Here is a 15,381-nt window from a genome sequence, read left to right on the forward strand (position 1 = left end):
GGGGGATCACTTCCACAGGAAAGGCGGGTACCCGTCGAGGTCGCCCCGCAGGTGGCGGGCCAGAAGCCTCGCCTGGATGTGCGGGACAAGGCCGAGCGTCAGCTTCTCGTCCAGGAACGGGTGGGTGATCTCGTCGCGCTTGCGCTCCTGGTATGCGGCCAGGACCGTCTTGCGGGCATCGTCGCGAAGCATCACGGCGCCGCCGTCCCGGTAGTCGAAATCCGCCGCCGTGACCTGCTGCCGGTTGATCAGGCTGAGCGCGACCCGGTCCGCCAGGATCGGCCGGACCTCCTCCATCAGGTCGAGCGCCAGCCCGGCCCGCCCGGGGCGGTCGCGGTGGAGGAAACCGACCTGGGGTCGAGCCCGACCGTTTCCAGGGCCGAGCGGCAGTCGTGGCCCAGGATCGCGTAAAGGAAGGAGAGCAGCGCGTTGCAGGCATCCAGCGGCGGACGGCGGCTGCGGACGGTGAAGCGCAGCGCGGGGTCTTCTGACCGGATCAGCAGGTCGAACACGCCGAAATAGGCGGCGGCGCCGTCGCCCTCGTGACCGCGCGCGACATCGGTGTCGGACGCCCCGGCGGCGAGGCGCGCCACGTCCGCCAGCCGGCGCTGCGCATCGTCCAGCCGGGCGCGCCCGGAGGCGTCCAGGGAGTCGGCATGGTCGCGAAGCGCCCGGCGCAGCACGGTGCGCTGGTTGGCGGCCTTCCCGGCGACCAGGGCGCGGGCGATCACCGCGCAGGCCGCCGGGTCGTCGGTGGCGCGGTATTGGCGGCGGCGCAGCAGGACGTTGCCGCTCTGCGGTCCCTCGACCCGCGCGATGAAGCGCCCGTTCTCGCCGAGGAAGGAGACCGCGATGCCTTGCTCCGCGCAGAAGCCCATCAGGGGTGGCGACATGCCGACCCGGCCGAAGCAGACGATGCCGCCCATCATGTGGGCCGGCACCCGCCCGACTTCGGCCTGCTCGACCTCCACCACGATGTTCGCGCCGTCCTTGCGCAGCCATGCGCCTTCGGTGGTGACGAACAGGGTATTGAGATGCCGGCGCATGGGGGATGACTCCTCGTCAGTCGTCCTGCAACCGGCGGGACAGCCAGTCGGCGACGGCGGGCGGATGGGAGAGGCGGCGAGGCTGGCACAGGTCGATCAGGGAGCATCGGCCGCATTTCCGGTCTTCATGGACCGGCGGCGGCGTGCGGCCGGCGTCGAGCATGGCACGCACCGCCTCCGCCGTGCGCTCGGTCAGCGCCCTCAGCCCGGGATCGAAGCGGACGGCGGTCCGGCGCCGGTTCTCGCCGTAGAACAGGGCGCCTTCCTCGATGGCGGTGCCGAACATCTCCTCCAGGCACAGGGCCTGGGCGCAGAGCTGAACCTCGTCCGCCCGGTGGGCCTTGGGCCGGCCGCGCTTGTATTCGACCGGATAGGGGCGGCGCCCGCCGTCGTGCAGCTCCACCACGTCGGCCACCCCGCCGATGCCGAGCCGGCGGCAGCGCAGCGGCATGGATCGGACCGCCCGCACGCCGGAGCGGCTTGATCTTCCGCCAAGGTCCGCCCGCTCGTGCAGGACGCGCCCTTCGGCCGTGAAGCGGTTTTCGGCCCATTGCCGCTCGACATGGATCAGGGCGCACTGGCGCGGGCAGAACAGGTAGTGCTGGAGCGCCGAGAGGGGCAGGGGGTCTTCGTCGGGCATCAGATGATGGCTCCGCCCCGGTTCCGGAATTCGGTCAACTCCAGGACGCCTGCCATGTAGCCGAGAAAATCCGGCTCGTACCGATGCGGCCAGGCGAACAGCTCGGAACTATCCCGCAACCTGTCGAGGCCCAGATCCATAGCCTTGCTGCGCCATATCTGGACGCTTGCCTGGAGAAGTTCCCGGGACGTGACGTGCTCCCTGCGTCGTATCCGGTCGGCGGTGGGCTTGTCCACGACGACCAGCAGCGTATCCGCATCGATGATACGGGCCGCTCGGGCGACGCCGGGGTAATCTCCTGCGCGTTCGGCCTTGGCAAGGGCATCATGGCCAAGACCGCCCATCGCATTGATTTCTTCCGCGATCGCCCGAGTGACGATGTCGGCCGCCGATCGGTCGCTTTCCAACACACCGGTCTCCAGGAGCCGCTTCAGAATGCTGCGGGAGCCTCCGGCGGCGGGGTGATCGGTAATGCCGTCCGCTGCTTCGAGCGAGAAATCGTGGACGACGCTGCCTCCGATCCCGGTGAACTCGCCGTGCCGATTTACGCGCCCTCCGACCTGGATCAGGCTGGCGGTACTGAAACTCTCACGGAATCCGGTTCGGAACGAAATGTCCACCCCAGCTTCCACGCAGCTTGTCGCCACCAGCGTCCAATCGGAAACGCGATCTTCCTTTCGGGAAGTCAGGCGGCTTTTGACGGTGCCCAGAACGCTGTCGCGGTCGCGAGGACTGAGGGCGGTGGACAGATGAAGGACATCCTGTCCGGATGTCCGAAGCTCCTTTGCGACGATCGCGGCGCTCTGTACCGTGTTCAAGATCACCAGCCGGGGACCCTCCGACGCGGCGATCATCCGCGTCAGCGAAGCCAAGCCATGGTGTCCGCCGGAACGGTACCGGACCCGGCGACGTTCTGCATGGTTGGCGTTCACGCCGAGGCTTGACGGCATCAATTCAGTGAAGGAGATCGGGGGTGTGACGATGTCCGGATTCTCCCAGAAGCGGACGAGTGATCCACTGGCAAGGACGATGCGGCAGGACCAGCGATCCGCAAGTTCCCTGAGCCACTTCCAGTTCTGAGGCCAGAGGCGGGCCGGAAGCGCCGCATGGGCTTCGTCCAGGAAGATGCCGGAGCCGGGAATCCGATGCAGCTTGCGGAGGGGGCCGGGCGCGCAGGCGGCAAGGGTTTCGAAGAACTGAACCGCCGTCGTGACGATGACGGGGGCTCGCCAGAGAACGGCGAGGTCGCGATGTTCGCGTCCGTCGAAATCCACCCGGTGATGATGCTCGACGACAACCTCTTCCGGGTTCTCTCCGTCGAGAGTCAATGCTTTGCGCAGCGTTTCCGCTGTTTGCGTGATGATGTTCGTGTATGGAGCGATGACGATGATCCGGCGCAGTTCGTGCTGCATGGCTTGCTTGAGCAGGTATGCCGTGACCGCGGTCGTCTTGCCAAGCCCGACCGGACCTTCGCAGGCCACCACCGGGGAGTTGACATCCGAATCCCGACAGGCGTCGTAAAACTGACGTCGATGCCGGTTACGGTCCGAATCCTGGTCGGCGCCGAGTTGGTTGACGTAGCGATCGGGCGATCGAAGGCGCTCGTCCCACCTTGCCTCAAGCGGAGCAAGCGGCTCACGCTTCGAATCGAACGTCGCGGTATCGGTGTGATCCGCATCGACGAGGCATGACAAGGCTAAGCGCAGAGTGAGGCCACGGGCCGCCTTCGCTGCCTTCACGTCGGGAATCCCGAGAACTTTCTCGTGTTCGCTCAGGTAAGAAGGCAGGTACTTTTCGGTCCGTTCGACCTGCGCTTCGTCGGGAACTTCCCCATCACGTCGGCGGCCTCGCAGTTTCGCTCCCGCGTCGTCCTTGTTGAAATGCAGCTTCGATTCGGGAAGGCCGGGGGAATGATGGGCACGTATCAGCCACGCCGCCAGCATGTTGCCCTTTGCGGAGACATGGGCGACGCCGGCATCTATATGGTCCCATTCCGGCTTACCGCCGCGTCCGCGGCGGAAAGCCGCCTGGATCTGCTGATCAAGCTTGCCAAGATCGTGGAACGAAGCCGCATCTTCCACGCCTTCGACGAACGCCGTCCTGTCCAGATCGACGGCGAAGCGCAGAAGCTCCCGGGCGTTGCGTTCCGCCAGAGTCCGCACTTGTCGGACATGATCCCCATATGGCTGCCCTTGTTCCCCGCGCGACGGCGCGGAGTGTGCGAGCGGCGGATGTGGCGCGGGCATCGTGCCGCTTCACGCCCAGGACTTGAGACATAGGTCTTCGAACGACTTGACGCGGGATCTCACACCGTCCGGGAGAGCGTCGGGCACTTGATATTCCTCGATGGAGCGTGACGGAGCATCGGCCCGTCCCCCGACCTTACGAGGCGTCAGCGCATCGATGATCAAATAATCCGGGCATGATCCGAGGGGGTCTCCGTGCTCCGCAAACCAGGCGTGACGGATCTCGACGAACGGGCGGATCGCCGAGGCGGTGGCGCGGTAGGCATGGGGGATCAGGAACTTCAAGAGTTCGATGTCATGGGGGGAGCACCCCGTCTTGCGTGCCGCCATCGGATTGACGAAGAAGGGCATGGCGTATACGCCGTGCTGGACGACCCGCCACGCGAGCGGAGCCATGCCACGGTCCTTGCCGTCTTCGACGCCGGACTTGTTGGTGGTGGTCAGCCGCTCGATCTCGACCGGCGCGACGCTGAGCCCCGGCCCGAACTGCACGACGCCGGTGCTGATGAAATGATCACGGGAGTCCTTCTTGCCTTTGCCCTTGGTGTCTTTGCCGTCGTCCTTCATGGACTCCAGGAAGGTGTTCCCGAAGACCCGGGCATCCCAGAATGCGGCTTTGAAGGCATCGGGATTGAGCTTGCCGATGGACTCCCGATCCCGTCCGCGACTTTCCAGAATTCGATAGCTGACGCCATCGGCCAGCGTTATGGCAGACAGGTTGAACGCCTTCCGCGCTACCGGGCCGTCGGCATCTTCCACGAGGTCGCGGAGCTTGCGCTTGAACGAGACCGGCGAGATCAGCCCCCGGCCGTCAGTGCTGAGCGTTCTCGGCTCGCTTTCCTGATCAGGGTCGCCATTGGGATTGGAGCATCTGACTTCGATGATCAGCAGTCCGGTGCCGCGATTGAAGAACTCAGGCATCGTCGTGGTTCCCTTCATTGTCATCGGCATCTTCGCCGCGCGATTTGGGTTCAAGTCCCGCCACGTATCCAAGCAGCAGTTCGGCACGGAAAACGTCGTCCACCGGGTAATCGGCGAGCCCGATTTCCTGGAGTTCCCGGCAGAGTTCCGCCGACCGTTGAGCCTGCGAGATGGCGGTCCTGATGGCCATGCCGAGCGCGCGAAGCTCTCTGCCTTCCCTGCTGTTCCGATCCGCCGTCAGGAGCTTTTCCGCATCGCTGAGGAATTTAGCGGCTTTTTCGCGCGCCCGCGGCTGACGCAGCCACCCCCCGTAAGGTTTCCAGCGCCGGCATACCAAATCGAGCGCCATTGCCGGGCGTGTCTGCGCCATCGAGACTACGGCGTTGCCCAGAAGGGTCGGCGGCGTCGCGCCGCCCCGCATATCCGCGCAGTAGCCAAGGTGAACCTTGTCGGCCACCGAGAGGAACTGTCCAAGCTTGAAGCCTGCGCCCTTCATGTATGTTTCCCCGTCGCGTTGCATCTTGTGGAGAAGAATCCCGAAAAGCGTGACGGCAGTCAGTGCGGCCCGACGGTCGAACTGCTTCGCGCGATCCATGTCGAATGCTCTCAGGGCGTGTCCCGATCCGGACAGAAGGACGCCGTACCGGGAAATCAACAGGTGCAAAGCCCTCGCCGCCTGCACCCCGAATCCGTCATGCCCGAGGAAAATGTGAAAGACATCGGACGCGGCGAGTCCTGCCAGTTCGGTTGACCCCTTGCCTCCCCGGAAATAGGCCGTACGCGACAGTTTCGGCACCTGTAGCGGAGCGAGGTGAGGCGGCGAACACAGACGAAGAGTGTTCTTGCCCTTGACGAGCACCGGCATCGCGATCCAGGAAGGGATATTGCGCTCCCCGGCCAGCCAGTCCTGGACGGCGGCATACAAACGATCGACGGTGATGGCTTGATGGCAGACGATCTTGTGATTGCCGGGATCGACCTTGCGCAGCACGCAGACATTCACGGGAGTCTTGCGAAAGTCCACGCCTCGTTCCGCCTCGACCGCTTGCATCAAACGTTCGGTGCGCCTCTCGAACTCCCCCTCGGCATCTTCTCGTTCTTCTTCTTCTTGATCGTCCAGATCATTCCGCGTGGCAAGCAGTTCGGCCACGGGAGCATCAGGCACGCCTTCGACGAAGGCGATCATCAGGTCCGATTGCTTGGGCTTCTCACCAGGTATGCTCCGCCATGTCTTCCCCTCCCGATGAGGTTCCATGATCGTGTCGAGAGCGGATCGAAGCTTACCCACCGTATCGATGCCGATGGCTATCCCGTCCGTTCCGGCCCGGCCATACCGCCCCGCAGAAGGAAGATCAGGATTCTTCGAGAAAAGATATGTCTGGCCGACGATCGGAAGGTTCGGCTGTGGAAACTGGACGGTCAGCGACCCTTCGAGACCGGTCAGCGCGCATCGTCCTTTGGGTCCCGCCGATGCGCTCCCGGCGAGGGCAACGCTTACCGGTCCTATCTGTCGGGGATCGGCTACGTTCCGGGGAAATTCGCCGGCGTCGGTGTCGAAGTAAAAAGTGCCGCCGAGCGTGAGAACTTCATGCCCAGCCCTCATCCACTCGGCCACGCCGCTTTGCACTTCGCGAAGCACGGCGACAGCAATGCCGCGCAGCAATTCGCCCGGATCTTCGGAGGCCAATAGAAATCGATCGATCACCGCTGGAACGGCTGCGGTAAAGGAATCGTCAGCTAGACTGCGAAGTTGCGCGGCTCGTTCTCCCAAGCGCGATCTCAAAGATTTGCCGACCCAGGTCGGAGACCATGGCAGGGCATGAAACTTTGCGGCCAGGATATCGATGCCGGCGTGGTTCTGCTCTGTCGATGGCTCGGGAGCGATCGATTTCAGCCGCAACTGGACAGCGGGGAAGCTGTTGTGTTGGCCGTCCCGCAAGGTCCAGAGATTGGGGACAAGGTCGTCGGGCGCGATACCGACGCTTGATACACCGCCGGTCGTGGCAAGGCGGACGATGACAACTCTGGTCCGGCCGACACTCTTGACGTCAGAATGGCGTTCGGCTGCCAGCATCATCTTGGAGGCCGCCAACCCACGCTCGATCGCGAGAAGTTCATTCAGCAAAACTGAGCACTCCTCTTTCGACGCTGACGTTCTGAGCGAAACGAGGTTGGTATTTGCCGTGGCTGGCATTGCTCCACATGCCGACCAGCATCGACGGCACCAGCAGATCCAGCGCGGTATCCACCTCGTACTCCGATTCTCGGAATGCTCCCCAGTAGGAGCAGGTGAACTCCTTCCAACCCAGAGCAGGTGTCTGGTGGCACCGGCCCTGCGCAAGGCGCCGGTTGAACAGTTCCTGTAGGTGATGCGGGGGATTGCGATCGGGCGAAGATCCCGACCTGCGCACTTCGGCATGGATCCGGTAGCAGACGTCCGCCAGGACCGTCGCGAAGAACTGGAAGCTCGATCCGCTGTTGAATTGGCCGCGTTTGCGCAATGGGCCGCCATAATTGGTTGCATATTTCTGGAAATGAACCTCGCCGCCGGCTTCACCTTTGCGCCGACAGATTTCAATCCGGATCGGGTGAATGGCTGCGCCTCGTTCCAGCGCGGCGATCGATTCAAGGATGCCTTTGGCCGCCGACCATGTCGGTACCGGATAGCTGGTAGGTGTGACGCCGGTATCCGGCCTCGCGAACATGGCGAGTGGTCCGGATACTTCAATCGAGATCGGATAGGAGGACATAGACGGAAACCTCGCTTAGGATCGTTCGTGTCGCCCGCATACGGAGCCGTCCACTAATCCATCACGCATTATCGGACTTATCCGAAGAAAAATACAATCAAATTAAAGCTTAGACATATTAGGAAGGTTGCGCGAAGTTGACCGGTTCGCAGGAAGCGTGCATGATCCACCTGCGGGGTTGGCGCCGTGGATTGAAACCTAATCTGCCTTAGCTCGTAGGTAAGGTAGACCAGGGCCGATGGTGTTCGTCAAAGAGACACCATCGGCACCTCTTCATGCCGCCTTTATCATTTTCGGCGGGAAATTACTCTGACCCCTTTAATTGTGGCGGCCGAAGCGTTGATGCAGGGCGTCGGCGTTCGCCCTGACGGGCGAAGGCCGACCTACGCCGCGACCGCTCCGCTGAAACATCAGTCGCCGTCAAAGCCGATCGACAGGGCGATGCGCCGCCTGATCTCCGCCAGTTGAGCGTCGGTGATCCTGGATGCGGTCGTTTGTATCCGCTGCTTGGATGTTGCCGTGACATGGTGGGCGATGGCCCAGGAAACCTTGGGGCACCCATTCTCCGGCGTCGGAGCGATGGATACGGACAGGGAGGGCATGGCCAATTTAGGATCGTCGGTAAGCGGCACCAGGATGACATTCGGATAGGCCGGGTCGAACAGGTCGCTGTCCTCTACCACGACGGCGGGCACCACGACGGCGGCCCGCCCTCACTCCTCCACGCGGGCGTAGTCGCCCTTGTAGTAGAGCAGGGGCTTGCCCTCCGCCACGGAGGCCAGGCGCTTCACCCGGCCGACCAGGATGACGTGGTCGCCGCCGTCGTGGACGGCTTCGGTGATGCAGTCCAGGGAGGCGAGGCAGCCTTTCAGGATGGGGGAGCCGGTTTCCCACGCCTCCCACTCGACGCCGTCCCAGCGGTCGCCGATCGCGGTGGAGAAGCGCACGGAGAGGTCGCGCTGCGCCTCGGCCAGGACGTTGACGGCGAATCGGCCGGAGGCGGTGAAGACGTCCAGGGCGTTGGACGAGCGGCCCAGGCAGAACAGCACCAGCGGCGGGTCCAGGGACACCGAGCTGAAGGAGTTGGCGGTCAGCCCGAACGTCTCCCCGGCGTCGTTCACCGTGGTGACCACGGTGATGCCGGTGGCGAAGCATCCAAGGGCGTTTCGGAACGCCCGCCGGTCGAAACTCATCGCGCTGGACTCATTACCGTGGGCTCATGGACATGTCGCGTGCGGACATGTCGCGTGCGGGCATGTCGCGTGCTTCGGTATAGCAGGCGGGGGCGGCGCGCAAGCCTCATGTACCCCGGCGTTTCCTACTCCCGCACGGTCACTAAGGGCTTATTAACGAAACTGAACGACTCTGTCGGTCCGGTTCCCTTGTCCTCAACGCGGTGGCTGCTCCACGACATGCTGTTCATCATCGGCTCCATCACCGTGCTGGCCTGCGTGCTGGGCGGCTACGCGGCCATGGGTGGGCATCTCGCCGTTCTTTGGCAGCCGTTCGAAGTCGTCATCATCGTGGGGGCGGCTATCGGCGCCTTCATCATCTCCAACCCGAAGACGGTGCTCGGCCGCTGCGGCAAGGCGATGGGAACCCTCCTGAAGGGATCGCGCTACACCAAGGAAAGCTACCTGGAACTGCTCAGCCTACAGTACCAAGTCTTCAAGATCGCCAAGACCCGCGGCTTGCTGGCGCTGGAGCAGCATATCGAGAAGCCGGAGGAAAGCTCGCTGTTCCAGCAGTTCCCCAAGTTCCACGGCGACCACCACGCCGTCGTCTTCCTGTGCGACTACCTGCGCCTGATGTCGCTCGGCTCGGACAATCCGCACGAGTTGGAAAACCTGATGGACGAGGAGCTGGAGACCCACCACCAGGAGCACGCCCAGATCTCCGGCGCGATCCAGACCATGGCCGACGGCATGCCGGCGCTGGGCATCGTCGCGGCGGTGCTGGGCGTGATCAAGACCATGGGCTCGATCACCGAGCCGCCGGAAGTGCTGGGCAAGCTGATCGGCGGCGCGCTGGTCGGGACGTTCCTGGGCGTCTGGATCTCCTATGGGTTCCTCGCCCCGATCGCCAGCTCGCTGAAGGCGGTGTACGAGGCCGAGGCGAAGTATTTCCAGTGCATGAAGGCGGGGCTGCTGGCCCACCTGCACGGCTACGCCCCCGCCGTCTCGGTGGAGTACGCCCGCAAGGTCCTGCTGTCCGACGTCCGCCCGACCTTCTACGAGGTCGAAGAGGCGACGTCGGCGCTGCCGCCGGCCTGAGCGGACGGCCGCCATGGCGCCTCCCCCTTCCCAGTCGTCCGGCGGTCAGCAGCCGGTCGTCATCATCAAGCGGAAGAAGAAGTCCCGCCACGACGCCCATCACGGTGGCGCCTGGAAGGTCGCCTACGCCGACTTCGTGACGGCGATGATGGCCTTCTTCCTGCTGCTCTGGCTGCTCAACGTCACCACGTCGGAGCAGCGCCAGGGCATCGCCGACTATTTCAGCCCGGCCAGCGTGTCGCGCTCGACCAGCGGCAGCGGCGGCGTGCTGGGCGGGCTGACCATCACGGTGCCCGGCGCCATGATCTCGCCCGGAGCGCCGCTCAACGTCGCCCAGCCGACCCCCAGCCGGGCCGGGGAGTCCGACCGGGAACCCGACCAGAACTCGGAGGAGCTGTACGACCGCGCCGGGATGAGCGCCCGGCAGATCGAGGAACGGGCGCTGCGCGAGGAGATGGCCCGGCGCGAGCAGAGGCAGTTCGAGGAGGCGGAGAAGACCCTGCGCAAGGCGATCGAGGGCGTGCCGGAACTGGCGCAGCTCGCCGAGAGCCTGATGATCGAGCAGACGACGGAGGGGCTGCGCATCCAGATCGTCGACCAGGCGAACTATTCGATGTTCCCGCTCGGCAGCGCCCAGATGTACACGCCGACCCGCCAGCTCCTGGGGCTGGTGGCCCAGGCGGTCGGCCGCCTGCCGAACAAGCTGTCGATCAGCGGCCACACCGACGGGACCCGGTTCGCCCGGGGCGACGTGTACGGCAATTGGGAACTGTCCACCGACCGGGCCAACGCCAGCCGGCGCGCCCTGATCGCCGGCGGCATCGACGAGAGCCGGATCGAGACCGTCGTCGGCCGCGCCGACCGAGAGCACCTGTTCCAGGACGATCCCCAGTCGCCACGCAACCGCCGCATCAGCATAGTCCTGCTGCGCGACGCCAAGCCGCCGCCCCGGCGGTAGGGCGGGGCGGGAGGGGCTTCACGCCGCGGCCTTCACGCCGGTGATCACGAAGCCGCTGTTCGGCATCGTCGGGATGCGCGACAGCGGGATGTCCAGGTCCTGGCGCGGCACGTCGTAGCGCATTCCCGTGATCAGCATCCGCACCGCCCGCTTGATCAATTCGATGGTGATCCATTCCCCCGCGCAGCGGTGGCCGAGATCGAAGTCGCCGCCGCCCTGGGGGATGAAGTTGAACGGGCTGCCGTCCCAGCCGACGAACCGCTCCGGCTCGAAGCTGCCGGGGTCCTTCCAGGTGCGGGCGTCGTGGTTGGTTCCATACAGGTCGAGCAGTACCCAGTCATCCGGCCCGAAACGGTGCCCGCGCCACTCGAAAGGCTCCATCACCCGGCCGCCGACCAGGGGGAAGAAGGGATAGAAGCGCCGCACCTCCTGGACGAACATCTCCAGGTAACGGTCGTCGCCCGCGGCCTGGCCGCGCGTTTCGGGATACCGATGGAGCGCCAGGGCTGCGAAGGTGACGTAACGGTGGACGGCGACCGTCGGCCGCAGGATGTTGAGCAGTTCCACCGCCGCCACATCCGCCGGGAGTTGGCCGCCGTCCCTGCCGCGGAACCGGGCGATGACGTCCAGCGCGGTCCCCTGGGTTACCGGCAGGCTGCCGCTCCGGACCCGCTCGATCAGCTCCCGCGCCCATGTCTCCGTCCGGCGGCGCAGCATCAGGCCCCGCCAGTTGCGGGGGCCCACGGCGCCGGCGCCGTCGACCATGGCGGCGAACTCGCGCGTCCGCTCCGGGAGTTCGTCGTCGCCCAGCGGCACGCCGGCCCAGTCGCAGGCCGCCCGGCAGATCACGCCCTGGACCTCGTCATGGAGCACGACCCGGTCCATGCCTTCCCAGGCGGGCAGCCGCGCGCGCCACGCCGTCTCCAGCGCGTCGCCCATCCGCCTGACCGCGTCGGGCGTCATCAGCGACATGAACATGCGCTTCCGGTCGTGGTGGGCCTCGCCGTCCAACGTCTGGACGCTGCCTTTGTCCTGGAGCAGCATCAGCGTCGGCTTGGGGACGGCCCGCTTCCGCGTGAACCGGCCCGGACGATGGAACTCCCGCGCCGCCTCCGGACCGCTCATGCAGACGGCCGGGCGAAGCATCAGGCGGGTCGCGAAGATGTCCGACCCGTGGCGCCGGCACCGGTTGGGGATGAACAGATAGCCTTCCTTCAGCAGGGACAACGTGCTGTCCGGGGTCTTGTCGCGGGGAATGTCAGGCATCGGATCTCCGTGGGTTCGCAATGGGGCTCCCCCGGTCAACCGGCCGCCGCCGCGGCCGTTTCACCTGCTGCCGGCTTCGGCGGCGGGGGAAGGGGCGGGCGCGGCGGTCCCCAGATAGATCCCCGGCAGGATCAGCGCGATCCCGGCGAGATGATGGAGCCGGGGCTGCTCGCCCAGCAGCAGCCAAGCCAATCCCGCGATGTAGACCGGCACCAGGTACATCAGCAGACCGGTCCGGCTCGGCCCGACCATCGCCACCAGCTTGCCGTAGAGCAGATAGGCGCCGAGGCCCGGCACCAGCGCCAGGAAGACCCAGATTCCGACGGTCCGCGCGTCGAACAGCGCCCGCTCGCCCAGCGCCGCCTCGATCCCCAGGAACGGCACCAGCACCAGCACCCCGCCCAGCGTGATCGCGGTGAACCTGGCGGTCAGGTCCAGGCGCGACGGACGGTGCTTGAGGAGCACCGAATAGAGCGCCCATCCCAGGGTCGCCAGCACGGTCCAGAGGTCGCCGGCGGTGAAGGACAGGCTCGCCAGCGTCCCCGGATCGCCGCGCGTGACGATCGCCAGCACCCCGGCGAGGCACAGCGCGATGCCGGCGGCCTGCCGGACCGATACCTTTTCGCCCCAGAAGATCCGCCCGAACACCACGATCAGGATCGGCGTGGTCGAATAGATCAGGCCGATATTGGTCGCCGTGGTGGTCACCCCGGCCAGATAGACCGGCGGCCCGCAGACCCCCATGCCCAGCGCGCCCAGGAGCAGCAGCGTCGGCCACTCCGCCGCCACCGCCGACCGGTGGCGCCACAGCCCGCCCGCCGTGAAGGGAAGCAGCAGCAGCGCCGTCAGCAGCCATCGCCCGAAGGCGAGCGCCACCGGCGGAACGCTCCCCTCCACCCAGCGGGCCGCGAGCATGTTGCTCGACATCAGCAGCGGCGCGAACAGCAGCAGGACATAGGCCAGCCGTTGCGGCGAACGATCCCCCATCAGGCCCCTCCGGTTCGGCACAACCGGGGCAGGCACGACATTATGACGCGGAGCATGAACGGATAGTACCTCCCAAAGGTTACTTTGCTTTAGCGAAGCTCGTCTAATTTGACATTACAAAACAGATACATACACGCAATGATATGCATGGGGTCGCGATGCCACACCGTAAGAAGCTTCCTCCAGCCTATGAAACCGTCAGCCCCCGCGAGGCTTCGCCCAAGCAGATCCAGGGGAATTTCGCGGTCGCTCTCGGCGGGCTTGCCGGCAACAACGCCCACGGCGCCGGCGTGATCGAGGCGCTTTACCGCTGCGGCAGGAAACCCAGGCTGATCTCGTGCACCTCCGGCCAGATCCGTTTCACCTACGCCTACCTGCGCGGCCTGACCCCCGGGTCGGAGGTGAACCCCTATAGCATGCTGCAACGGCATTTCAATTCGGCCCAGCCGTTCAAGGACCTGACCGACGTCAACCTGAACTTCAAGCTGATGACCTGGCCGTTCCAGCAGATCCGCCCCTCGGTGCCGGAGTTCTCGGCCGACATGCTGGGCAACCTCACCCGTTCCATGAAGCAGTTCCTCGCCAACCCGCGCGACTTCTCGGTGTGGCGCGAGATGTACCGGATGATGCCGGCGCGGACGCTGGTTTCCCAGGACACCCTGTTCGACCCGGACGTGTTCTCCGACATCGCCCGCCTGTTCAACGCCGACACGGGACCCGACGGGCACGGCATCGGCGTGATGTTCAACGCCTATGATTTCGTCAAGGGTGAGGAATACGTCTTCATGAACGGGACGGCGGCCACGCTGACCGGCCACGCTCCCGGCGCCGGGAGCGGCAGCCGGCCCTGGATCAAGTATCAGGCGATCACCGAGGAGGCGGTCCGCAACGCCCTTCGCCTCTACGAATACGGCTTCCACGAGGAGGGCGACCTGCTCGACGGCGCCTATCTCCGGGGCCTTATCCTCAGCGAGATCCCCAACAAGGGCAACGGGATCGACACCATCGTGGTCGGCCGCCCGCTGGCGTCGTGCTGGCTGGGCGACGCGCCGTCGAGCCTGATCGAACTGCGCGACATGCAGACGGAGGTGAACTTCCTGGGCAGCTATCTGGGCGAGAAGGGCCAGATCGAGCTGATCAACCAGCTGCTCCGGACCGGCCGCCCGGTGGCTCCCCCCGCCAACGCGACGCCGATCACCATCCTGGAGGTCGAGATGGACCGCCAGCGCGGCTGGTGGGAATACGTCCTGGAGGACGAGGCGGTCTTCAACAGCGCCTTCCACCGGACACGGACCGAGATCTGCCCCCGCCTGGAACTACCCATGGCGGCATGACCGTCAGTCCGGCGGATCATTTCTTCCGCCGCGCGCGTTTCAATCGGAAGCGCTCGGCGAGAGGGATGAACGCCATGGACACCGATGGCCGTGAAGAACGGGTGCGGCAGCGCGCCCACGAGATCTGGATCCGCGAAGGCCGCCCGGAGGGTCGACGGGACCGGCACTGGCAGCAGGCGAAGGACGAGATCGAGGTGGAGGAGGGCGGCTCCCTCTCCGCTGTCGGCGAGGAGGATCCCGAGCCGATCGCGGTTCCTAGTTTTCCGGCCCGAGACGCCTGAACTCGTCGCGGATGATCCGGTAGCAGTCGCAGGCGACGTCCTCCAGCCCGGCCGGATCGAGGATCGTGATGTGTCCGCGCGTGTAGCGGATGAAGCCGGCCTTCTGCAGAAGGTTCGCGGTGATGGTCACGCCGGCCCGCCGCACGCCAAGCATGACGGCAAGATATTCCTGCGTCAGCGGGAAATCGTCGCCGACCCGGTCGCGGGTCATCAGCAGCCAGCGGGCGCACCGCTCGTCGATGGTGTGGAGGCGGTTGCAAGCCGCCGTCTGGCCCACCTGGTTGAAATGCCCCTGGGCGAAACGCAGGAGCTTGGCGCGGAGCGTGTCGCTGCGGCGGAGCGCCGTCCTCAGCGCCTGCGAGGGCATCCGCCAGCCGTCGCCCGGGATCTGCATGTCGCATTGCATGGGCATCCTGTCGGATTCCATCAGGACGGGCGTGCCGACCATTCCCTCGTTCCCGATCGTACCCACCTCGACCGCGCTGCCGTCGGGCAGGATGTTGATCAGCGACGCGCATCCCCGCTCGATGAAGAACACATGCGTGATCACCTCGTCGGGATGGACGACGGTCATCCTGTGCGGGAGCGCGACGGCCTCCAGATGGGGCCGGACCAGCGCCTCCTCGTCCGGCGAGAGGAGTTTCAAGATGTAATTGCGGCTTTCCACGGTGCTGCCTCC

14 protein-coding genes and 1 pseudogene are annotated in these 15,381 nt (G+C 65.5%); 4 read left to right on the forward strand and 11 right to left on the reverse strand.

Going from position 1 to position 15,381, the window contains the following annotated elements:
- Positions 1-6: 6 nt before the first annotated feature.
- The 8 genes and pseudogenes from cas1c to DPR14_RS08080 form a co-directional block, all read right to left on the reverse strand.
- Positions 7-1,046: pseudogene (gene cas1c / locus DPR14_RS08045) on the reverse strand (type I-C CRISPR-associated endonuclease Cas1c).
- 16 nt (positions 1,047-1,062) lie between these two features.
- The gene (gene cas4, locus DPR14_RS08050; RefSeq protein ID WP_158044680.1) at positions 1,063-1,686 is read right to left on the reverse strand and encodes a CRISPR-associated protein Cas4; all 624 of its coding nucleotides are present in this window, start codon (positions 1,684-1,686) and stop codon (positions 1,063-1,065) included.
- Positions 1,686-3,848 carry a CRISPR-associated helicase/endonuclease Cas3 gene (locus DPR14_RS08055; protein ID WP_192499350.1) on the reverse strand — a complete coding sequence of 721 codons (2,163 nt, stop codon included), beginning with the start codon at positions 3,846-3,848 and terminating at the stop codon, positions 1,686-1,688. The genes cas4 and DPR14_RS08055 overlap by 1 nt, the downstream gene beginning before the upstream one ends.
- A 93-nt stretch (positions 3,849-3,941) precedes the next feature.
- Positions 3,942-4,853, reverse strand: coding sequence for a type I CRISPR-associated protein Cas7 (locus DPR14_RS08060; RefSeq protein ID WP_158044682.1), 912 nt, complete (start codon positions 4,851-4,853; stop codon positions 3,942-3,944).
- Positions 4,846-6,978, reverse strand: coding sequence for a hypothetical protein (locus tag DPR14_RS08065; protein WP_158044683.1), 2,133 nt, complete (start codon positions 6,976-6,978; stop codon positions 4,846-4,848). The genes DPR14_RS08060 and DPR14_RS08065 overlap by 8 nt, the downstream gene beginning before the upstream one ends.
- Complete coding sequence (gene cas5 / locus DPR14_RS08070) at positions 6,968-7,603, reverse strand: CRISPR-associated protein Cas5 (protein ID WP_158044684.1); 636 nt, start codon at positions 7,601-7,603, stop codon at positions 6,968-6,970. Before cas5 ends, DPR14_RS08065 begins: the two co-directional genes overlap by 11 nt.
- Before the next feature lie 410 nt (positions 7,604-8,013).
- Entirely contained in the window at positions 8,014-8,301 is a 288-nt protein-coding gene (locus DPR14_RS08075) for a type II toxin-antitoxin system PemK/MazF family toxin (protein ID WP_158044685.1), read from the reverse strand.
- Positions 8,302-8,316: 15 nt separating this feature from the next.
- Positions 8,317-8,796 (reverse strand): flavin reductase family protein, encoded by a 480-nt coding sequence (locus DPR14_RS08080; RefSeq protein WP_158044686.1) that lies wholly within the window; start codon positions 8,794-8,796, stop codon positions 8,317-8,319.
- A gap of 219 nt (positions 8,797-9,015) precedes the next feature.
- Between DPR14_RS08080 and motA the strand changes: the two genes are divergently transcribed.
- Both motA and motB read left to right on the forward strand, forming a co-directional pair.
- Positions 9,016-9,876: a flagellar motor stator protein MotA gene (gene motA / locus DPR14_RS08085; RefSeq protein WP_158048046.1), complete on the forward strand. Its 861-nt coding sequence runs from the start codon at positions 9,016-9,018 to the stop codon at positions 9,874-9,876.
- Positions 9,877-9,889: 13 nt separating this feature from the next.
- On the forward strand, positions 9,890-10,834 hold the full coding sequence (gene motB, locus DPR14_RS08090) for a flagellar motor protein MotB (RefSeq protein WP_158044687.1): 945 nt from the start codon (positions 9,890-9,892) through the stop codon (positions 10,832-10,834).
- Positions 10,835-10,852: 18 nt separating this feature from the next.
- On the opposite strand, the gene DPR14_RS08095 is transcribed toward motB, so the two are convergent.
- On the reverse strand, positions 10,853-12,100 hold the full coding sequence (locus DPR14_RS08095) for a cytochrome P450 (protein ID WP_158044688.1): 1,248 nt from the start codon (positions 12,098-12,100) through the stop codon (positions 10,853-10,855).
- Between the two features lie 60 nt (positions 12,101-12,160).
- The gene (locus DPR14_RS08100; protein ID WP_158044689.1) at positions 12,161-13,087 is read right to left on the reverse strand and encodes a DMT family transporter; all 927 of its coding nucleotides are present in this window, start codon (positions 13,085-13,087) and stop codon (positions 12,161-12,163) included.
- A 158-nt stretch (positions 13,088-13,245) separates the two neighbouring features.
- Between DPR14_RS08100 and DPR14_RS08105 the strand changes: the two genes are divergently transcribed.
- Both DPR14_RS08105 and DPR14_RS08110 read left to right on the forward strand, forming a co-directional pair.
- Entirely contained in the window at positions 13,246-14,421 is a 1,176-nt protein-coding gene (locus DPR14_RS08105; protein WP_158044690.1) for a hypothetical protein, read from the forward strand.
- Positions 14,418-14,702: a DUF2934 domain-containing protein gene (locus DPR14_RS08110; protein ID WP_246149014.1), complete on the forward strand. Its 285-nt coding sequence runs from the start codon at positions 14,418-14,420 to the stop codon at positions 14,700-14,702. Before DPR14_RS08105 ends, DPR14_RS08110 begins: the two co-directional genes overlap by 4 nt.
- Here the strand turns inward: DPR14_RS08110 and DPR14_RS08115 are convergent.
- Positions 14,677-15,369, reverse strand: a complete 693-nt coding sequence (locus DPR14_RS08115; RefSeq protein ID WP_246149016.1) for a Crp/Fnr family transcriptional regulator — start codon at positions 15,367-15,369, stop codon at positions 14,677-14,679. The genes DPR14_RS08110 and DPR14_RS08115 overlap by 26 nt on opposite strands.
- Positions 15,370-15,381 lie beyond the last annotated feature (12 nt).

The organism is Skermanella pratensis (genome assembly GCF_008843145.1).
Classification (GTDB): domain Bacteria; phylum Pseudomonadota; class Alphaproteobacteria; order Azospirillales; family Azospirillaceae; genus Skermanella; species Skermanella pratensis.